At 72.6% G+C, this 19,386-nt stretch carries 18 protein-coding genes and 1 pseudogene; 9 read left to right on the top strand and 10 right to left on the bottom strand.

The annotated features are described in order from the left end of the window. Positions 1-8: 8 nt before the first annotated feature. Complete coding sequence (locus tag ACNAW0_RS07885) at positions 9-1,616, bottom strand: LPXTG cell wall anchor domain-containing protein (RefSeq protein WP_416287073.1); 1,608 nt, start codon at positions 1,614-1,616, stop codon at positions 9-11. A gap of 173 nt (positions 1,617-1,789) precedes the next feature. Here ACNAW0_RS07885 and ACNAW0_RS07890 point away from each other — a divergent pair, with 173 nt between their 5' ends. Then, positions 1,790-2,269, top strand: a complete 480-nt coding sequence (locus ACNAW0_RS07890; RefSeq protein ID WP_416287074.1) for a SigE family RNA polymerase sigma factor — start codon at positions 1,790-1,792, stop codon at positions 2,267-2,269. Next, complete coding sequence (locus ACNAW0_RS07895; protein ID WP_416287075.1) at positions 2,269-3,333, top strand: LCP family protein; 1,065 nt, start codon at positions 2,269-2,271, stop codon at positions 3,331-3,333. The genes ACNAW0_RS07890 and ACNAW0_RS07895 overlap by 1 nt, the downstream gene beginning before the upstream one ends. 33 nt (positions 3,334-3,366) lie before the next feature. On the opposite strand, the gene ACNAW0_RS07900 is transcribed toward ACNAW0_RS07895, so the two are convergent. After that, a complete protein-coding gene (locus tag ACNAW0_RS07900) occupies positions 3,367-3,579 on the bottom strand; it encodes a hypothetical protein (protein ID WP_416287181.1) in 213 nt (70 codons plus the stop codon). A 163-nt stretch (positions 3,580-3,742) separates the two neighbouring features. Here ACNAW0_RS07900 and ACNAW0_RS07905 point away from each other — a divergent pair, with 163 nt between their 5' ends. Beyond that, positions 3,743-4,126: a phage holin family protein gene (locus ACNAW0_RS07905; protein WP_416287076.1), complete on the top strand. Its 384-nt coding sequence runs from the start codon at positions 3,743-3,745 to the stop codon at positions 4,124-4,126. Between the two features lie 131 nt (positions 4,127-4,257). Beyond that, the gene (fbaA, locus tag ACNAW0_RS07910) at positions 4,258-5,280 is read left to right on the top strand and encodes a class II fructose-bisphosphate aldolase (RefSeq protein WP_416287077.1); all 1,023 of its coding nucleotides are present in this window, start codon (positions 4,258-4,260) and stop codon (positions 5,278-5,280) included. A 59-nt stretch (positions 5,281-5,339) separates the two neighbouring features. On the opposite strand, the gene ACNAW0_RS07915 is transcribed toward fbaA, so the two are convergent. Further along, the gene (locus ACNAW0_RS07915) at positions 5,340-6,551 is read right to left on the bottom strand and encodes an LOG family protein (RefSeq protein WP_416287078.1); all 1,212 of its coding nucleotides are present in this window, start codon (positions 6,549-6,551) and stop codon (positions 5,340-5,342) included. Between the two features lie 165 nt (positions 6,552-6,716). Here ACNAW0_RS07915 and ACNAW0_RS07920 point away from each other — a divergent pair, with 165 nt between their 5' ends. Continuing rightward, positions 6,717-7,145, top strand: coding sequence for a DUF3151 domain-containing protein (locus tag ACNAW0_RS07920; protein WP_416287079.1), 429 nt, complete (start codon positions 6,717-6,719; stop codon positions 7,143-7,145). 51 nt (positions 7,146-7,196) lie between these two features. Here ACNAW0_RS07920 and ACNAW0_RS07925 read toward each other — a convergent pair whose 3' ends face one another. Continuing rightward, complete coding sequence (locus tag ACNAW0_RS07925) at positions 7,197-8,966, bottom strand: chromosome partitioning protein (RefSeq protein WP_416287080.1); 1,770 nt, start codon at positions 8,964-8,966, stop codon at positions 7,197-7,199. A 73-nt stretch (positions 8,967-9,039) separates the two neighbouring features. Next, positions 9,040-10,038, bottom strand: coding sequence for a diacylglycerol kinase family protein (locus tag ACNAW0_RS07930; protein WP_416287081.1), 999 nt, complete (start codon positions 10,036-10,038; stop codon positions 9,040-9,042). A gap of 122 nt (positions 10,039-10,160) precedes the next feature. On the opposite strand from ACNAW0_RS07930, the gene ACNAW0_RS07935 reads away from it, so the two are divergent. From ACNAW0_RS07935 to ACNAW0_RS07945, 3 genes and pseudogenes are all read left to right on the top strand, one after another. After that, positions 10,161-11,450: an adenylosuccinate synthase gene (locus ACNAW0_RS07935; protein ID WP_416287082.1), complete on the top strand. Its 1,290-nt coding sequence runs from the start codon at positions 10,161-10,163 to the stop codon at positions 11,448-11,450. A gap of 17 nt (positions 11,451-11,467) precedes the next feature. Continuing rightward, positions 11,468-12,715 carry a phosphoribosylamine--glycine ligase gene (purD, locus tag ACNAW0_RS07940; protein WP_416287083.1) on the top strand — a complete coding sequence of 416 codons (1,248 nt, stop codon included), beginning with the start codon at positions 11,468-11,470 and terminating at the stop codon, positions 12,713-12,715. Positions 12,716-12,774: 59 nt separating this feature from the next. Then, positions 12,775-12,903 (top strand): annotated as a pseudogene (locus ACNAW0_RS07945) (SigE family RNA polymerase sigma factor); the annotation flags it as partial. A gap of 74 nt (positions 12,904-12,977) precedes the next feature. On the opposite strand, the gene ACNAW0_RS07950 reads toward ACNAW0_RS07945, so the two are convergent. Genes ACNAW0_RS07950 through ACNAW0_RS07960 form a run of 3 tightly spaced genes read right to left on the bottom strand, consistent with a single transcriptional unit; the run spans position 12,978 to position 16,231 of the window. Beyond that, positions 12,978-14,543 carry an AMP-binding protein gene (locus tag ACNAW0_RS07950; protein WP_416287084.1) on the bottom strand — a complete coding sequence of 522 codons (1,566 nt, stop codon included), beginning with the start codon at positions 14,541-14,543 and terminating at the stop codon, positions 12,978-12,980. A gap of 19 nt (positions 14,544-14,562) precedes the next feature. After that, positions 14,563-15,777, bottom strand: coding sequence for an acyl-CoA dehydrogenase family protein (locus ACNAW0_RS07955; protein ID WP_416287085.1), 1,215 nt, complete (start codon positions 15,775-15,777; stop codon positions 14,563-14,565). 1 nt (position 15,778) lies between these two features. Beyond that, the gene (locus ACNAW0_RS07960; protein WP_416287086.1) at positions 15,779-16,231 is read right to left on the bottom strand and encodes an SCP2 sterol-binding domain-containing protein; all 453 of its coding nucleotides are present in this window, start codon (positions 16,229-16,231) and stop codon (positions 15,779-15,781) included. Positions 16,232-16,363: 132 nt separating this feature from the next. Here ACNAW0_RS07960 and ACNAW0_RS07965 point away from each other — a divergent pair, with 132 nt between their 5' ends. Beyond that, the gene (locus ACNAW0_RS07965; RefSeq protein WP_416287182.1) at positions 16,364-16,948 is read left to right on the top strand and encodes a TetR/AcrR family transcriptional regulator; all 585 of its coding nucleotides are present in this window, start codon (positions 16,364-16,366) and stop codon (positions 16,946-16,948) included. Between the two features lie 20 nt (positions 16,949-16,968). Here the strand turns inward: ACNAW0_RS07965 and ACNAW0_RS07970 are convergent, their stop codons facing one another. Both ACNAW0_RS07970 and ACNAW0_RS07975 read right to left on the bottom strand, forming a co-directional pair. Further along, entirely contained in the window at positions 16,969-17,982 is a 1,014-nt protein-coding gene (locus ACNAW0_RS07970; protein ID WP_416287183.1) for a MaoC/PaaZ C-terminal domain-containing protein, read from the bottom strand. Beyond that, entirely contained in the window at positions 17,982-19,340 is a 1,359-nt protein-coding gene (locus ACNAW0_RS07975) for a 3-oxoacyl-ACP reductase (RefSeq protein WP_416287087.1), read from the bottom strand. The genes ACNAW0_RS07970 and ACNAW0_RS07975 overlap by 1 nt, the downstream gene beginning before the upstream one ends. Between the last annotated feature and the right edge of the window lie 46 nt (positions 19,341-19,386).

The following is a 19,386-nucleotide window of genomic DNA, read 5'->3' on the forward strand; positions in this document are numbered from 1 at the left end:
CGTGCCGATCAGGCGACGAACCGGGTCTTGCGACGGCGGGCCACCACGTAGCCGCCCATGCCGGCGACCAGGAGCAGGGCGCCGACGCTGGCGATCAGGCCGGTGGCGGAACCGGTGATCGGCAGGGTGTCGCCGTCACCGCCGCCCTGGCCACCGTCGGCCGTGCCCGGGGTGCCCTGGCCGCCGTCGCCGCCGGTGCTGCCTCCGCCCGTGCCGTTCACCACGATCTTCGCGGTGTCGTTGGCCGGCTTCAGGTCCTTGTAGAAGCCGCCATCGCACTTGCACGGCACGTTGATCTTCACGAGCCCGGTCGCGTTCGCGATCACCTTGTCGATGCGGAGCGTGAAGTCCAGGGTGGCGGTGTCGCCGGCCTTGAGGAAGGGATCCAGGTAGCAGAAGTAGTGGCGCGCCCCCGGCTTGCCCGGCTCGCCCCACTTGTCGCCGTTCGCCGGCATGCAGTTCTGCGGCACCTCGACCGCGGTCGTGCCCTCGGGCACGTCGAGCGCCATGTAGGTGACGGAGCTGTCGCCCCGGCTGTAGTCGAGCGTCGCCGGGCCGTTGTTGCGGACCCCGACGGTGGCCTTCACCGTGTCACCGGCCTTGCCGGTCAGCTTGGCGCCGAGCGCCTCGAGGTCGGTGCTGTTCTTGCCGGTGACCGTCACCTGGAGGCTGGACCAGTTGTTGTCCGGCTGGGTGTCCGCCTGGACAGCATTGGCGGTCATCTTGGCGCCGGCCTTGGCCAGGGTCAGTTCCCCGTCGGTGCCCGGCTCGCCGATCGTGATGCCGTGGTGGTCGAGGTACACCTGGAAGTCCTCGAACTCGGCCGGGGTCATCCACTGGATCTCGCCAGCCTTGAAGCCGGGGGCGAAGGAGTCTGCCCCGAGGACGTACGGCAGGGTGGCGCTGAGGGTGGTGCCCGCCGGGATCTCGTCCTTGAACTGGCAGGTACGCAGCTCGTCGCCGACGTAGGTGCAGTTGCTGTTGTGCTTGCCGGCGTTCAGGCCGTAGTCGTTGGAGAAGATGGCGGTAGCACCCTTGACGGTGGTCTCACCCGCGTTGGTGACCTTCAGCGGCGTGGTGAAACTCTTCCCGGGGCGCAGCGAGAGCTCGGTCCGCGGGCCGGCGGCCAGGTCGACGCCCTCGCCGATCCGGACGGTGGACTCGTCGGTGACGGCGTCGAAACCGTCGGCGCTCACCGTCGTCTTGAGCTTGCCGCTGTCGCCGTCCTTGGCCGAGTCGGTCGGGGCGACGGCCACCCTGAACAGGCCGCCGTAGGCCCACTCCTCGAGGCCGACCTCAAACCGATCCTGGCAGACCAGGACGTTCTGCTCCGGGCTGGTGCACTCGGTGTCGATCTCCGGCGTGAGCTTCACCTTGCCGGCGAGGCCCGTGTAGTCGTAACGGACGGTGAGACCGCGCACGATCACCGGCTTGCTGGCGTTCAGCCGGGGAGACGCGACCTTGCCCGCGGTGCCGGCCGCGATCGTGATGTCGTTCATGAACACACCCAGCTGGGTGGCCGGTTCGACGGCGGCGGCGGGGGTGGCGGAGGCGGCGACGAACGCGCCTGCGACGCCGATCCCGGCCAGCCAGCGCCGGGTGGAGTTGGTGAGCATGTGGGGGTCCTCCAGTGGGATTCAGGGGGAGCCCATTGAGCTTAAAGAATCCTTAAACGTCCCCGCTGTCCCCGGCGGCCCCAGGTGGCGGATATTGACCGAACGGCTGATCAACTTGATGCAATGTTTCGCCGACCGGGACCCGTCAACAGGGCGGGACACCGGGAGGTGCAGTGACGTACGAGGAGTTCGCCGACACGCGGCTGGGCGCCCTGCTGCGGTACGCGGTGATGCTGACCGGGGATCCGCACCAGGCGCAGGACCTCGTGCAGGACACCATGGTCAGGGTCCAGCTGAACTGGCGGCGGGTGGCCCGCAGCGACGTCCCGGAGCGGTACGTCCGCCGGATGCTCACCAACCAGTACGTCGACTGGCGCCGCGGCTCGTGGGCACGCCGGGTGCTGCTTCGCGGCGAACCGGACGAGGTGTCCGCACCGACTGACCACGCGCAGTCCGCAGTGGACCGGGACGAGGTCTGGTCCTGGCTGTCCCGGCTGCCCCGCCGGCAGCGCGCCGCGTTGGTGCTCCGCTACTACGAGGACCTGCCCGACGCCGAGATCGCGGAGATTCTCGGCTGCGCCGTCGGCACGGTCCGCTCGTGCATCTCCCGAGCGCTGGCCACCCTGCGAGCCGAGTACGTGGAGGTCTGCTGATGATCGAGGACGACCTGCGCGCGGCCTTCGCGCGGCTGGAGGCGCTGACCCCGCCGGCCGGCCCGGTCCGTGCCGCCATCGAGCGGGCCACGGTCCGCCGCCGGCGCCGCCGCTTCCGGCTTCGCCTCGGCGGTACGGCGTTGGCGCTGGTCGCCGCCGCGTTGGCCGGCTTCACGGCGATCGCGCCGGAGCCCCCGGAGACGGCGAACCTGCTGGGCGACTCTTCGCCGCCACCGCCCGCGGGCGCCCTGAACGTGCTGCTGATCGGCGTGGACGGGGACTCCGCCCGATCGGCGCGGTTCGCCGACTCGGTCCTGCTGGTGCACGTGCCGGCCGACCGCAGCCGGCTCTACCTGGTCTCGCTTCCCCGATACCTGGAGGTCATCGTCCCTGGCCGGGGCAAGCAACGGCTCAACGCGGCCTTTTCGCTCGGCGCCTCAGGGTCGCGGCCGGACCTGGACCGGGGCTACCGGGCCACCCGCGACGCGGTGGCAGACGCCCTTGGCGTACGGGTCGACGCCGGCGGGGTGCTCACCTACCCGATGGTACGGAAGTTCACCGACGCGGTCGGCGGCGTGCAGGTCTGCCTGCCGCAGCGGGTCCGCTCGACGCACACCGACCGGGTCTTCCCGGCCGGCTGCCAACGGTTGGACGGCACCGCCTCGGTAGACCTGCTCCGCCAACGGACCGGGCTGCCGGACGGCGTCCTGGACCGGGACCGCAACGCCGAGCGGTTCGCGGCCGGCCTGCTCCGCCGGATCGACGACCGGGGTGGGCTGACGAACCCGGTCGTGCTCGACACGCTGCTCCGGCAGCTCGGCTCCGAGCTGGTTGCCGACACCGGGGACCTCACCCTCACGGAACTGGTTTCGGTGGCCGGGAAGGCCGCCGACGCCGAGCCGGTCGGGGTCCTCCCGCCGGGCCTGCACATTGAGAAGAAGCAGGGGGACGTCCACTTCCGGCTCGATCCCGACCTCGGCCCGGGGTTCCTCTCCGCGCTGCGGGACGACCGGCTGGGCGAGTGGACGTCGGCTCACCCCGACCAGGTCACCCAGCTGGGTTGACCCGGGAGGGGCCGAACCGCCCCTCCCGCCACGTCAGCGGTAGTCGTCCTCGTCGGCGACGAACACCCGGGACTGTTCCATCGCGTCCCAGTCGTCGACCTCCAGGCCGCGGCGCGGCTCGGTCTCGCCGTCCTCAGGGTTGATCACCGCCGCCTGCTCGACCGCGTCGGCCGGCTCCGCCTCCAGGTCCCGCTCCTCCGGAGCGAGGTGGTCGCTCGGGGCGAAGTCCTCGTCGGGCTGACCCATCATCCCTCCCTGGATCTCGGTTCGGACGGTCACCACCACACCGTACGGGCTGGCTCCGGTCCCCGCTCGGTGCCGGGCCGAACGGCGCCGCTCGCGGCAACCGGGCCCGCCGGAGTCGGCGGATTGTCCCTCCCGTCGAGGTGCCCGGTGCCAGGATGGGGACGTGGGCTTTCTGGTCCGACTGGCGACCACCGCGATCGCGCTGTGGATCACCACCCTGATCGTGCCCGGAGTGGAGGTGACCGGCCGTAACGCCGCGGACACAGCGCTCACCCTGGTCGTGGTGGCGCTCATCTTCGGCGTCGTCAACGCGGTGCTCAAACCGATCATCAAGGTGCTCGGCTGCGTGTTCTACCTGCTCACCTTCGGGCTGTTCGCGTTCGTGGTCAACGCCCTGCTGTTCCTGTTCACCAACTGGATCGCCCAGGGGCTGCAGCTGCCGTTCCACGTCGAGGGCTTCGGGGCCGCCTTCTGGGGGGCCATCGTGGTGGCGGTGGTGAGCTGGCTGATCAGCACGGTGGTGCCGGAACGCCGGGAGGGCCGGTGAGCCGTTCGCGGGTCGGTTGTGTCCGTCGCCGCCGCCTACGGGATACTGCCCGCGATGGACAGCGCGGTCCGGCGCACCCAAGGAAGACAGCGGCCTGCACGGCCGAGAGCGGTAAGTAAGGAGCGTTCGACATGCCCATCGCTTCCCCCGAGGCTTACGCGGAGATGCTGGACCGGGCCAAGGCCGGTCGGTTCGCGTACCCCGCGATCAACGTGACCTCCTCGCAGACGCTGAACGCGGCGCTCAAGGGCTTCGCTGACGCGGAGAGCGACGGCATCATCCAGGTCTCCACCGGTGGCGCCGACTACCTCTCCGGCCCGTCCGTCAAGGACATGGTCACCGGCTCGGTGGCGTTCGCCAAGTACGCCCACGAGGTGGCGAAGAACTACCCGGTGAACATCGCGCTGCACACCGACCACTGCCCGAAGGACAAGCTGGACAAGTTCGTCCGGCCGCTGATGGGCATCTCCCAGGAGCGGGTGCAGCGCGGCGAGGAGCCGCTGTTCCAGTCGCACATGTGGGACGGCTCCGCCGTGCCGGTGGCGGAGAACCTGGAGATCGCCGAGCAGCTCCTCACCGAGGCCGCCAAGGGCAAGATCGTCCTCGAGATCGAGGTCGGCGTCGTCGGCGGCGAGGAGGACGGCGTCGAGAACGCCATCAACGAGAAGCTCTACACCACCGTCGAGGACGGCCTGGCCATGGTCGAGGCGCTCGGCCTCGGCGAGAAGGGCCGCTACATGGCGGCGCTGACCTTCGGCAACGTGCACGGCGTCTACAAGCCGGGCAACGTCAAGCTCCGCCCCCAGGTGCTCCACGACATCCAGGTGGCGGTCGGCGCCAAGTACGGCAAGGAGAAGCCGCTCAGCCTGGTCTTCCACGGCGGTTCCGGCTCGCTGCTGTCGGAGATCCGCGAGGCGCTGGACTACGGCGTGGTGAAGATGAACATCGACACCGACACCCAGTACTGCTTCACCCGGCCGGTGGCGGACCACATGTTCCGCAACTACGACGGCGTGCTCAAGGTCGACGGCGAGGTCGGCAACAAGAAGATGTACGACCCGCGCGTCTGGGGCAAGGCCGCCGAGGCCGGCATGGCCGCCCGAGTCGTCGAGGCCTGCGAGGCCCTGCGCTCGACCGGCACCAAGATGAAGTGACCTGAATGAAAGGAGGGGCCCCTTGTTAACACCCGTCTGTTAATAAGGGGCCCCTCCTTTCACTCGGTCAGTAGCCGGACCGCCTCGTGTATGTCGTCGGTGAGGTGCACTGTGGCCGACAGGTCGCCGAACGGGGACGCGGCCAGCAGCGGGCGCAGCAGCGACTCGACCGGCAGCTCGGCGGTCCAGTAGGCCCGGTCCAGGAAGACGTACGCCCCGCTCGCGCCATCGGTGCCGTAGTAGGTCTTGGTGGCGGCCTGGAACACCTCCTGCACCGTCCCGGCCCGGCCGGGCGCGAAGACGATCCCGCCCCGGGCCAGCCGCAGGATCGTGTCCTCCCGGATCGCGTTCGAGAAGTACTTGGCGATCCGCCCGGCGAACAGGTTCGCCGGCTCGTGCCCGTACAGCCAGGTGGGAATGGCCAGCCCGCCCGACCGGGCCCACTGGGTGCCGGCCGCCGCCGGGCGCGGCGTCGGCAGCGCCGGCCCGGCCGCGTATCGCTCGCGGACCCGGAGCGCCACCTCCGTGTAGCGGTCGTGGTCGGTGAAGTCGGGCGCGGTGGCGAGCAGGTCGATCGCCGCGGTCAGCTCCTCCGCCGGCCAGGCCGCGAGGAACGCGCCCAGGTTGGCCGCCTCCATCACGCCGGGACCGCCGCCGGTCACCACCAGCCGGTCGGCCCGCGCCAGCTCCCAGCCCAGCACCGCCGCCATCCGGTACGCGGAGCTGCCGCGCGGCACCGCGTGCCCGCCCATCACGCCCACCACGGACTGCGGGCCGTGCACCGCCAGCCAGGTACGGGTGTCGTCGGCCAGCGCGTTGTCCACCCCGTGGTCGTGCAGCCGCTGGCCGAGCGCCTCCCGGACGTCCGGCAGCGCGCCGCCGTGCGCCCGGAAGTGCGCGTACACCCGGGTGTCGTACATCCCCGCGAACCCCGCCTCCGCGAAGCCCGCGGCCAGGTCGTCAGCGCTGTAGAGATGGGCCGGCTGGGTCGGGTAGGGCAGCCCGGAGAACGGCGGGACCACGTTCGCGCCGCGCCGGACCAGGTCGGCGCCGACCTCCCGGCCGGCGAACCGGCAGCCCACGAAGAGGGTTCCGTGCACGTCGACGCCCCGCAGGTCGGGGACCGGATCGAGGTCGAGGCGCAGCCCCTGCACGATCAGACCGGCGAGAGTCCCCTCGGCCAGCCGTCGGTCGAACTCGGTTCGGGTCTCGATCTCGTCGATGGTGGTGTCGTGCGGCTCGATGACGTCCGCGGGAGGTGGGGTCGGCACGAGATCATCCTGCCCGGACCGGGCAAGTCGGCAAACATCGCTGCGTGGCATGGGCCGCCGGTACGTGCACCGGCACCGCAAGCGTGACGAACCCCTCAGCCGTTCAGCCGACCAGCTCGTCGGACCCCCTCGCGCAGCCGGGTGCGAAGCGGGTTGAATGGGGCGATGCAGAACCTGTTGCCTGAGCCACCGGCCACGCTACTGCCCGCACACGAGGAGGCCGACGCCGCGCTGGCCGCCGCCGCAGAGCAGGACACCGACGAGGCTTACGCCGAGGTCGCGGCCCGCTTCCCGAGCTACAACGCGGCCTGGGCGGCGCTCGGCGCCCGGGCGCTCGCGGCGGGCCAGGTCATTCCGGCGTACGCGTACTCGCGTACCGGCTACCACCGCGGGCTGGACCAGCTGCGCCGCAGCGGCTGGAAGGGACACGGCCCGGTGCCCTGGTCGCACGAGCCCAACCGGGGCTTCCTCCGCTGCCTCTACGTGCTCTCCCGCGCCGCCGGTGAGATCGGCGAGGCGGACGAGGCGGCCCGCTGCGCCCAGTTCCTCCGCGACTGCGATCCGGCCGCCGCGGACGCTCTGGCCAGCCACTGAGCCGCGTCGACGGCCGGTCCGAGCAGCAGATCGGGCCGGCCGTCGGCTGAGTTACAGCCCTTCGGCGACCGCGGCCGCGATCTTCAGCCAGGCGTCCCGGGTCGCCGACGAGAGCTGGCCGTACCGGATCGGCTCGCCGGTGTCGATGAGCCGCTCGTACGGCGCCAGCAGCACCGCCCGGGTCCGGGCGGCGAAGTGCGCCTGGATCGCCGGCAGGTCGAGTTCCTTGCGCGACGGCGGCATCGACACCACCGTCACCGTCTGGCGGACCAGCCGCTGCCGGCCGCTCTGCTCCAGGTGGTCGAGCATCCGAGCGGCGGTCTCCGCCGAGTCGTTCCGGGCCGACATGGTGACCACGAGCTGGTCGGTGGCGTCCATCGCGGCCTGCCAGTTCTGGGCTCGGACGTTGTTGCCGGTGTCCACGAAGATCAGCTTGTAGAAGCGGCTGACCACGTCACGGAGCTCGGCGAACGCGGCGGCGGTGAGCATCTCCCCACCGGTCGCCGACTCGTCCGAGGCGAGCACGTCGAACATCCCCTCGCCCTGCGAGCGGACGTACTGCGACAGGTCGCCGACCCGGCCGTGCGCACCCTGGAACTGCGCCAGGTCGCGCAGCAGGTCGCGGACCGTACGGGAGTGGAAGTCCTGCTGGGCCCGCATGCCCAGGGTGCCCTGGGTCTCGTTGTTGTCCCAGGCCAGCACGTATCCGCCGCGCTTCTGGCCGAAGGTCATCGCGAGCAGCAGGATGGCGACGGTCTTGCCGGCGCCGCCCTTCGGGTTGACCACGGTCACCTGGCGCAGCCCGCCGAAGTTGCGCCGGACCATCTCGACGTCCCGCTTCACCTCCTGCTCGTGCCGCCCGGGTGCGAGCCGGACCAGGCCGATCCGGTTCACCACCGCCCGGACTCCCATGGTGGCCACCGGGTCGACCGGCCGGGCCTGGCGGCGGCGGGCGAAGTCCTCGGCCGTCGGAGTGGCGCCGTTCTCCGGGGTCCAGCCCGCCTCCGGGTACGCGGCGGGCGCCGGCTGCTGCGACGCCGGCGGCCCGGGCTGTGGCGGCGCGGGGGCACCCTGCTGCGGCCAGGCCGGCGGGTACGGGCCCGGCGGCGCGGTTGGCCCGCCCGCCTGCGCGGGCGGCGGGTGCGCCGACGTCACCGGGTACCCCGGTTGTCCGTACCCGACCGGTCCCGGCGGGTACGCCGTGCCGTCACCGTACGGCCGCAGCGGTACGCCCGGCGCGGGCGGGAACGGCCCGAGCCGCGGCGCCGGGCTCTCCGGCGGCACCGGATCGGCGGCACTCGGCGGCGGCGCAGTTCGGGCGTCCGGCGGCGGTGGGCCGACATCCGTCGCTCCGCCTTCGGTCTGTGCCATGGCCGGACCGGTTCCCGTCGATTCCGACGGGGACGCCTCGGCGGGCGCTTCACTCGCGGAGCTGGTGAACCGCTGCGGCGGCTGCGCCCACGGCGACTCGTTCCGGCTGCCGGCCGTCGCCGCAGCCTCACCGGTCGGGCCGGAACCGTCCGCCGGCATGCCCCCCGACCCGCCGCCCGGCCTTGTCTCGCTGCCCGGGGGCGAGTTCGCCGCCTGGCCGTCGGGGCCGGGCACCGGGTGGTCGAGGGTGAATGGCAGGTCCAGGTCGACCGGGGGCTGCGCGGTGCGGGGCGCGGGCACCCTGTCGGCGGTGTCCGGGGGCATCTGGTCCGGGTCGGGTCCGGCGGCGGTCGGGTCGGTCAGATCCTGCGGCCAGAGCGGCTCGATGTCCCGCTCGGGCCCCTGTGGTTGGCCCGGAACGTGGGCCCGGTCGGCATTCTCGTGCACCACGGCATCCTCCCCATTCCTATCGCCGAGGATAGGTCGTCCGGTTTGCCGGGTGATCCGACCGGATCGACGGAGGTCAGGCCGTCCAGACCGCCCAGGCACCCGGCTCGGTCCACCAGGACCGCTTCCGGTTCAGCTCGCCCTCGACGCCGTCGTCGAGGAAGGGCACCTTCTCGTCGCGCGGTACCACCGCCACCGCCCGCCCGCGGGCCCGGCGCACTTCGAGTCGTACCCGCTTCCGGCCCAATGCGGACCGGGTGACCACGGGCACGGCCACCGCCACGTCGACCCGCCCGTCGGTCGGGTCCGGGTCGGTCAGCAGCGCCACGTCGTCCAGGCGCCCGTACCCGCCGGCGTTGCCGATCGCGCAGGCCATGATCGGGTCCTCGCCCTGGGAGAGCACGGCGCCGTCGACCTCGACCCGGGCCCGCCAGTGCAGCGGGCGGCCCGCGTCGTCGGCGGCGCCGAGCAGCGCGCCGTCCAGGGTCACCGAACCGCCGTCGTTGCGCAGGAGGTCGAGCCGGCGGGCCGTGCCGTCGAGCACCGCGGCGGCCACCGCCGCGGGGTCCCGCGGCAGCCCGAGCTGCGCGGCCAGGTCACGCGCCGTCCCGCTCCGGGCCGGGTCGAGCGGGAGTACGCCGACCGGTGGCAGGTCCGGGACCGTCCGGTTACCGGGCAGGTCGGTGGGGCGGCGGCTGGGTGGCGGAGCGTACCGCCGGACCAGCCGGCGTAGCACGGCGCGCAACTGTCCGTCACTGGCCGTGGCGACCACCAGGCGAATCTTGCCGTCCGGGTCGGGCCAGGTGAGCCCGCCCTCCCGCGGCGGTCCGTCGAGGCGGGCCAGCACCTCGTCGATCTCGGCGTCCGATCGGGCGGTGACCGTCTCCACCCGGGCGCCCCGGGCGGTCAGGGCGTCCGCGCAGGCCAGCACCGGTACGCGCGGCGCCTCGCAGCGCTCCTCCGAGTTGGCGTCGGTGGCCTCGTCGGCGCCACCGCAGCAGGCTCCGCCACTGCCGCAGCCCCCTCCGGACGCGTCCCGCCCAGAGCCGAGGGTGAGCAGCACCACGTCGTACACGAAGGAGCCTCCCGCTTCTCGACGAACCCCTGCCGGTTCCGCCGTCACTACTTGTTAGCCTGACACCCCGGGCTCGCTGACCGGTCGCCACCTGGCACCCGAGCCTTCTGGAGGCGGAAGAGATGCCAGCGATCGTGCTCCTCGGCGCCCAGTGGGGCGACGAGGGCAAGGGCAAGGTTACCGACCTGCTGGGTGGGCGGGTCGACTACGTGGTGCGCTACTCCGGCGGCAACAACGCCGGTCACACCGTCATCACCCCGGACGGGCAGAAGTACGCGCTGCACCTCATGCCGTCCGGCGCGCTGTCGCCGAACGCGATGATTGTCATCGGCAACGGCGTGGTGGTCGATCCGAAGGTGCTGCTGGAGGAGATCGACGGGCTCGCCGAGCGGGGCGTGGACGTCTCCCGGCTGCGGATCTCCGGCGACGCGCACCTGATCATGCCCCACCACCGGGCACTGGACCGGGTGGTCGAGCGCTACCTCGGCTCGTCCCGGATCGGCACCACCGGCCGGGGCATCGGCCCGGCGTACGGCGACAAGGTCGCCCGGATGGGCATCCGGCTCCAGGATCTGCTCGACCCCGGCATCCTGCGCAAGAAGCTGGAGCTGGCGCTCCGCGAGAAGAACCAGGTGCTGTTCAAGGTCTACAACCGCAAGGCGATCGACGTCGACGCGACGATCGAGGAGTACCTGGCGTACGCGGAGCGGCTCACGCCGTACATCGCGGAGACCCGGGTCATGCTCTGGGACGCGCTGGACCGCGGCGAGACGGTGCTGCTGGAGGGCGCCCAGGCCACCATGCTCGACATGGACCACGGCACGTACCCCTTCGTGACCTCGTCCAACCCGACAGCCGGTGGGGCGTGCGTGGGCGCGGGCATCCCGCCGACCGCGATCACCAAGGTCATCGCGGTGAGCAAGGCGTACACCACCCGGGTGGGTTCGGGTCCGTTCCCGACAGAGCTGTTCGACGACAACGGCCAGCACCTGCGCAAGATCGGCCACGAGTACGGCACCACCACCGGCCGGGAGCGCCGCTGCGGTTGGTTCGACGCCGTCGTGGCCCGGTACGCGTGCCGCCTCAACGGCGTCACCGACCTGGTCATCACCAAGCTGGACGTGCTCACCGGCCTGTCGAAGGTGCCGATCTGCGTCGGGTACGAGATCAACGGCGAGCGCTTCGACGACATGCCGATGACGCAGACCGACTTCCACCACGCCACGCCGATCTACGAAGAGCTGGACGGCTGGTGGGAGGACATCACCAAGGCAAGGACCGAGGACGAGCTCCCCGAGAACGCGAGACGCTACATCGCGCGGATCGAGGAACTCTGCGGCACCCGTGTCAGCGTGGTAGGCGTAGGCCCCGGCCGCGAGGAAAACGTCCTCCGGCACCCCCTCCTCCCGTAACAGTAGGATGCGGGGTCGTGCGGGTTCTTCTTGTGGGTGGTGGGGGGCGGGAGCATGCGCTCGCGCTCGGGTTGGTCGGCGATCCAGCCGTCACGGCGGTCGTCGCGGCGCCGGGGAATCCTGGGATCGGTGAGGTCGCCTCGCTGCGGGCGATCGACCCGAACGATCCGGCGTCCGTCGCCGGGCTCGCCGTCGAGGTGGGGGCCGACCTGGTGGTGATCGGGCCGGAGGCGCCGCTGGTGGCCGGGGTCGCCGACGCGGTACGCGCCAAGGGCATCCCGGCGTTCGGCCCGTCGGCGGAGGCGGCCCGGCTGGAGGGCTCCAAGGCGTTCGCCAAGGACGTGATGACCGCCGCCGGCGTGCCCACCGCCCGGGCGTACACCTGCACCGACGCGGAGAGCGTCGGCCGGGCGCTGGACGAGTTCGGCCCGCCGTACGTGGTGAAGAGCGACGGGCTGGCCGCCGGCAAGGGCGTCGTGGTGACCAGCGACCGGGCGGTCGCCGAAAAGCACGCACAGGACTGCGGCCGGGTCGTGATCGAGGAGTATCTGGCCGGGCCCGAGGTTTCCCTCTTCGTGGTCACCGACGGGGAGGCGGCCGTACCGCTGTTGCCCGCCCAGGACTTCAAGCGGGTCGGCGACGGCGACACCGGCCCGAACACGGGCGGCATGGGGGCGTACGCGCCGCTGCCCTGGGCGCCGTCCGGCCTGGTGGACGACGTCATGCGCGACGTCGTGCACCCGACGCTGGCCGAGCTGCGCCGCCGGGGCACACCCTTCGCCGGTCTGCTCTACGTGGGCCTGGCGATCACCGCCGCAGGCCCCCGGGTGATCGAGTTCAACGCCCGCTTCGGCGACCCGGAGACCCAGGTCGTCCTCGCCCTGCTGGAGACGCCGCTCGCCGGGCTGCTGCACGCCGCCGCCACCGGCACCCTCGCCGCGCACCCGCCGCTGCGTTGGCGGGACGGCGCGGCGGTCACCGTCGTGGTGGCGGCCGAGGGCTATCCGGCGGCGCCGCGTACCGGCGACGTGATCACCGGAGCGGACCGCCCCGGGATGATCCACGCCGGCACCCGCCTGGACGCCGAGGGCACCGTACGCTCCGCCGGGGGCCGGGTCCTCTGTGGTACGGCCACCGGCCCCGACCTGTCCGCCGCGCGGGACGCCGCCTACGCCCTGGTACGCGGCATCGAGCTGGCCGGCTCGCACCACCGCACCGACATCGCCGCCGCCGCGGTGGACGGCCGGATCAGTATTCCCGCCTGACCGGGCAACCTCGGGCACCGTCGCCTCCGTTTGAGCGGTGAGGCGAGGAGGTGGCCGGGTTGCCGGTGGATCTCGAGGGTTACCGCGAGTACGTCGCGGCGCGGTTGGAGCCGCTGCGGCGGACGGCGTACCTGCTCTGCGGCGACTGGCACACCGCGGACGACCTGGCGTCGTCGGCGCTGCCGGCCGAGCGGGCTGGCGGATCATCCGGTCGAGCTGCGGCACCGGGGGTGGGGCCCGTCAGCCCCCTGTGCTGCCCGACTCAGTCGTAGTAGCGGCGCAGTTCGCGGCCGAGCACCTTGCCGGTGGCGTTGCGGGGCAGGTACTTCACGAAGACCACGTCCCGGGGCACCGAGAAGCGGGCCAGGTAGTGCCGCACGTACTCGCGGATCGCCTCCGGGTCGAGCGTCTCGCCGGGGTGCAGGGCCAGGAACGCGGCGAGCCGCTGGCCGTACTCCGGGTCGGGTACGCCGATCACCGCGACCTCGCGGACCTGGGGCAGCCGGGCGACCAGGTCCTCCACCTCGGTGGGGAAGACGTTCTCGCCCCCGGAGACGATCATGTCGTCGGCCCGCCCGTCGACGAAGAGCAGGCCGTCGGCGGTGAGCCGGCCCAGGTCGCCGGTGTCCAGCAGGCCATCGCGGCGCTCCCGGCCAGCACCCGAGGTGTATCCCTCGAAGAGCATCTCGTTGCCCACGAAGATCCGCCCGACCTGGCCGTCCGGGACTGGCGCGCCGCGTTGGTCCAGGAGCGCCAGGCGGGTGCCCTGCGGCGGGCGGCCGGCGGTGTTGGGTGCTCGGCGCAGGTCGGCCGGGTCGGCGATGGACGCCCAGGAGGCCTCGGTCGAACCGTAGAGGTTGTAGAGGATGTCCCCGTAGCGGTCCATGAACGCGGTGGCCAGCCCGCCGGGGAGCGCGGACCCGCTGACCGCGACCACCTTCAGCGGCGGCCGGGGGTCCGGCGGTGGCAACTCCATCAGCCGTTGCAGCATCACCGGTACGGCGAACAGCGCGTCGCAGGGCTGCCCCGTCAGGGCGGCCAGCGTGGCGGCCGGGTCGAACCGGCGGTGCAGCACGACGGTGGCGCGCATCGCGAAGGCCACCTGGAGGGCCCCGTACCCCCAGGTGTGGAAGAGCGGCGCGGCGATCATCACGGTGTTCCGAGCGTGCAGCGGGATCCGGTCGATGATGGACACCAGCGGGCCGAAACCGGTCGGCGTGGGTCGGCGGGCGCCCTTGGGCGCCCCGGTGGTGCCGGAGGTGAGGACGATGGTCCGGCCGCCCCGCTCCGGCGGCTGGAGCTGCTCCCCGGGCACGGCGCCGGCGATCAGCTCCTCCCGGCCGCGCTCGTCGACCCGGTGCACGTCAGCAGGGAGGCCGAGGACCCGCTCGGCGAACTCGGCGTCATGCACCAGCACCCGCAGCGCCTGCTCCTCGGCCACGGTGGCGAGCTGCGCCGCGGCGAGCCCGGTATTGACCAGGACGGCGTCCGCGCCGAGCAGCATCGCCGCGACGACCGCCTCGATCAGCCCGTGGTGGTTGCGGCACAGCACGCCGACCCGGTCGCCGGCCCGGACGCCGAGCCCGGCCCGCATCGACCGGGCCAGCCGCTCCGCCCGGTCCAGCAGTTCCCGGTACGTCAGCGCGGCGCCATGCTCGTCGACCACCGCGGTACGCCCGGGGTCGCGGGCGGCGGCCTGGCGCAGCTCACCGGCGAGGCTCCAGCCCCACTTGCGCAGCGCGCCGAGCTGGGCGGCGACCCGGATCGGGTGGCCCGGGTTGAGCAGTCCGCGTCGGTTCAGGGTGGCGACGATGAACGGCAGGTCCAAGCCGCGAGCCTCCTTTTGATCAGCGGATCTGCATCCCGGAGATGGCCCGGGAGATTACCAGTCGCTGGATTTCGGAGGTGCCTTCGAAGATGGTGTAGATCTTGGCGTCCCGGTACCAGCGTTCCACCGGGTGGTCGCGCAGGAAGCCGGCGCCGCCGAGCAGCTGGACCGCCTTCTCGGTGACCGAGACGGCCACCTCGCCGGCCTTGAGCTTGGACATCGAGCCCTCGCCCGCGGTGAACGACCGGTTGTTGCGGCCCATCCAGGATGCCCGCCAGACCAGCAGCCGCGCCGCGTCGATCTCCATTTTCATGTCGGCGAGCGCGAACGCGACCGCCTGGTTCTCGATGATCGGGCGGCCGAACTGGACGCGGTCCCTGGCGTAGTCGAGGGCGTACTCGTACGCGGCGCGGGCCACGCCGAGCGCCTGTGCGCCGACGGTCGGGCGGGACAGCTCGAAGGTGCGCATGGCCGCCTGGCCGGAAGCGCGCTGCCCGGTGCGGGCCCGGGCCAGCCGCTCGTCCAGCGCCTCGTGGCCGCCGAGCAGGCAGCGCCCCGGCACCCGTACGTCGTCGAGGAAGATGTCGGCGGTGTGGGAGGCGCGCAGCCCGAGCTTGCGCAGTTTGCGGGTGGCGGTCAGTCCCGGCGTGCCGGGTGGTACGACGAACGCCGCCTGGCCCCGCGAGCCGAGTTCGGGGTCGACCGACGCGGTGACCACGTGCACCCCGGCGATCCCGCCGTTGGTGGCGTACGCCTTCTGCCCGTTCAGCACCCACTCGTCGGTGGCCTCGTCGTAGACCGCGCGACTACGCATGGCCCCGACGTCGGAGCCGGCCTCCGGCTCCGTGCTGCAGAAGGCGGCGACCGTCGGCTGGTCGACGCCGCCGAAGCACTGCGGCACCCATTCGACCAGCTGGTCGGGGGTGCCGGCGCCGTAGATGGCGGCGACGGCCAGCGAGGTGCCGAAGATGCTCAACCCGATGCCGGCGTCACCCCAGAACAGCTCCTCGCCGGCGATCGGCAGGGAGAGGCCGGTGGGGTCGGCCCAGCAGGTGGCGAGGAACTCGAAGCCGTACAGCCCGACCTTCGCCGCCTCCTGGATGATCGGCCAGGGGGTCTCCTCGCGGGCGTCCCACTCGGCTGCGGCCGGGCGCACGACGTCGGTGGCGAAGCCGTGCACCCAGTCGCGGAGATCCCGCTGTTCCTCGTTCAGGTCGAGCGAGAACTCGGCCATCTCAGGACTTGGGGATGTCGAACAGGTTGGCGATGTTGGCGGCGAGGCCCAGGTCGCCCTTGGCCTTGAGCTTGCCGGTCATGAACATCATCACCGGGTTGCCGCCACCGGAGACGATCTTCAGGAAGTCGACCGGGCTCATGGTGAGGCTGAGCTTCGGGTCCCGCGACGGGGTGTCCGAGACGGCGCAGGTGGCGTTCTCGATGACAACCTCGTAGGTGTCGGTGCCGCCGTCGGCGCGGCCGGTGATGTTCCAGTGGATACACGCGTTGGCGGAGCCGGCGCGGTCGGCCCGGAACAGCGACGGCATACGGTCGAAGACCGCGCCCAGGATCTTGCCGCGCAGGTCGCCGGACATGACCTCGGCGATCTTGGCGTCCGGGGTGGACTTGACCAGCTGCGCGAACTCCTTCGGGCTGACGTTCGCGAAGTTGGCCGGGTCGAAGTCCGTCATGGGATGCACCTCTCGGGGCGGGCAGACTTTGGTTACTCCAGCGTAACCCTACGCGGGAGTAGGTATGCTCGCAAGGTGCCCGGCACACCACCCACTTTCAAGCGCCTGCCCCGCGCCGTACGGGAGCAGCAGATGCTCGACGCGGCGGTCAAGGTCTTCTCCCGCCGAGGTTTCCACGCGGCCAGCATGGACGAGATCGCCGACGACGCCGGCATCTCCAAGCCGATGGTCTACGCGTACCTGGGCACGAAGGAGGAACTCTTCGTCGCCTGCCTGCACCGGGAGGGCACCCGGATGCTGGCGGCCATAGCCGGGGCGGCCGCCCCCGACCTGCCCGCCGACGAACTGCTCTGGCGCGGGCTGCGCGCCTTCTTCGGCTTCGTCGGCGCACACCGGGACGGCTGGGCGGTGCTCTACCGGCAGGCCCGCGGCGAGCGGCCGTTCGCCGCCGAGGTGGCCACCATGCGCGGCCGGGTGGTCGAGGTGGTCGCCGGCATGCTCGACCACGCGCTGCGCGTGAACGGGCGGGAGGTGAGCGCCACCGACCTGGAGGTGGCCGCGTACGCCCTGGTCGGGGCGAGCGAGTCGCTGGCCGACTGGCTCGCCGACCACCCCGAGGCGGACCCGGAGAAGACCGCCACCCGGATGATGAACGTCGCCTGGCTCGGTGCCGACCAGCTCCTACGCGGCATCACCTGGCACCCGCCCGAGGCGTGAGGAGGGGCCCTCTTTCCTCCTCAGCGGACGGTGCCCTCCAGCTGCGGCCCGCCGGACAGCGCGTCGTGCAGGGCGAAGTCCCAGGCCGCATCGGTGGCCGCGGCGCCGAATGCCACCGTGGACGGCAACGGCACCGGCAGCTTGAACGACACCTCCACCGTGTACGCCTCCGGCAGCCGGCCCTCCAGCGCGGCCAGGCAGCGTGCCTTGCTCCACATGCCGTGCGCGATCGGCCGGGGGAAACCGAACAGGCGTGCCCCCAGTACCGAGGTGTGGATCGGGTTGTGGTCCCCGGAGACCCGGGCGTAGTCGGCCCCGACCCGGGGGGTCACCCGCCACTGCGCCGAGGCGGCCGGCGGGGTCGGGCGGTCGCCCCGGTCGCGCCGCGGGCCGCCGCCCGCCTTCCGCTCCTTCCCCAGGTACGTCGAGACGCCGTGCCAGACCTCCTCGCCGCCGACCGAGCCGATCAGCACCACGTCGAGCTGCCGGCCCCGCTCGTGCGGGCGCAGGTGCTCCGCGTACGTGCGGAAGTCCAGGGTCTCGCCGGCCTCGACCGGCCGGTGCACGGTGATCCGGTTCGCCACGTGCACCATCCCGGTCAACGGAATGGGGAACTCCGCCACGGTCATCAGCCGCAGCGCCAGCGGAAAGCCCAGCACGTGCGGGTACGTGGCCGGCAGCCGGTCGGCGAGCCGGAACCCGCAGACCCGGTCGTACTCGGCCAGGTGCGCCCGGTCCACGGTCACCCCGCTGACGCCCAGCTCCACCTCGGGCAGGTCCGGCCCGCGCCGCCCACCCATCCCGGGCAGCGCCCCGATCAGGGCGCGCCGGTAGAGCGCGCCGGCCGCCGGCATCCGGGGCAGGTCGATCCGGACCCGTTCCCCGGTGGCCCCGGCCGCCGGTCGGGTGGCCGTCCCGGCGACCGCCGCCAGGTTCCGGGCCGCGGTGAGATCCTGGGTCGGGCCTTCGATCAGCTCGTGCACCGACAGCTCCTCGGCCGGCTCCTCCGCCCGCCGCTGCTTCCGTCGCGCCATCACGCCCCCGGGAGGCTCTGGCCGCAGACCCGGACGAGGTTGCCGCTGACCGCGCCGGTCGCCGGCCAGCCCAGCCAGCCGATCGTCTCGGCCACGTCGACCGGCAGGCCGCCCTGGGCCATGCTGTTCATCCGCCGGCCCGCCTCGCGCAGCACCAGCGGCATCCGGGCGGTCAGCCGGGTCTCGATGAACCCGGGCGCGACCGCGTTGAGGCTGATGCCGCGCTCGCGCAGCACCGGGGCGAGCGAGTCGACCAGGCCGATCACGCCGGCCTTGCTGGTCGCGTAGTTGGTCTGCCCCCGGTTGCCGGCGATGCCGGCGATCGAGGAGACCGAGACAATTCGCCCGCCGGCCGGGATCAGGTCGCGTGCCAGCAGCACGTCGTTGATTCGTTCCTGGCTGGAGAGGTTCACGTCGATGACCGAGTCCCACCGGTCGGCGTCCATCCGGCCGAGGGTCTTGTCCCGGGTGATGCCCGCGTTGTGCACCACCACGTCGACCCGGCCGTGCCGGCCGGCCAGATGCTCGGCCAGCCGGGTCGGGGCGTCCGGCGAGGTCAGGTCGAGCTGCACCGCGCTGCCGCCGATCTCGTTGACGACCGCGGCCAGCGCGTCCCCGGCGGCGGGTACGTCCAGCGCCACGACCCGGGCGCCGTCCCGGGCGAGCACCCGGGCCAGCGCCGCGCCGATGCCCCGCGCCGCCCCGGTCACCAGGACGACCTGCCCGTCCAGCGGACGGTCCCAGTCAGCCGGCGCGGTGGCGGTGCCGGCGCCGACCCGGATCACCTGCCCCGACACGTACGCGGACCGGCCGGACAGCAGGAAGCGCAGGGTGGCCTCCAGGCTGACCGGGGTGCCGGCGTCCCCGTCCGGCGTGACGTAGACCAACTGGGCGGTGACGCCCCGGCCGAACTCCTTGCCGATGCTGCGGGTCAGCCCCTCCAGGGCGCGCTGCGCGGTCGCCTCGCGCGGCGAGCCGCACTCGGCCGGCGGGGTGCCGAGCACGACCACCCGGCCGCTGCCCAGCAGCGCCCGGGCCTGCGGGTGGAAGAAGTCGTAGAGCTGGCGCAGCCCGGTGGAGTCGGTGATGCCGGTGGCGTCGTACACCAGGGCGGCGAAGCGCGAGGTGGCGGCGGTGACGGCGGCCGGGTCGGCCAGCTCGACCCCGGCGGCGGTGAGGATCTTGCCCACCGGCTCGGCGAGCCGGCCACCGGCCGCGGAGTCGAGCAGGACCGGCCCGGGAACGAGCGGGTCGCCCGGCGTGTGTCGGCGCAGTCGAGGCGGATCGGGCAGCCCGAGGCGCTTGACCAGCGCGCGACCGGCCCCCGTCTGGACGAAGCTCGCGTACCTGTCGGTCATAGGCGTAGCCTACTGGCGGGTAGGGTTCGGGCAACAGCTTCGAGGA

The organism is Micromonospora sp. SL1-18 (genome assembly GCF_047921505.1).
GTDB lineage: Bacteria > Actinomycetota > Actinomycetes > Mycobacteriales > Micromonosporaceae > Micromonospora.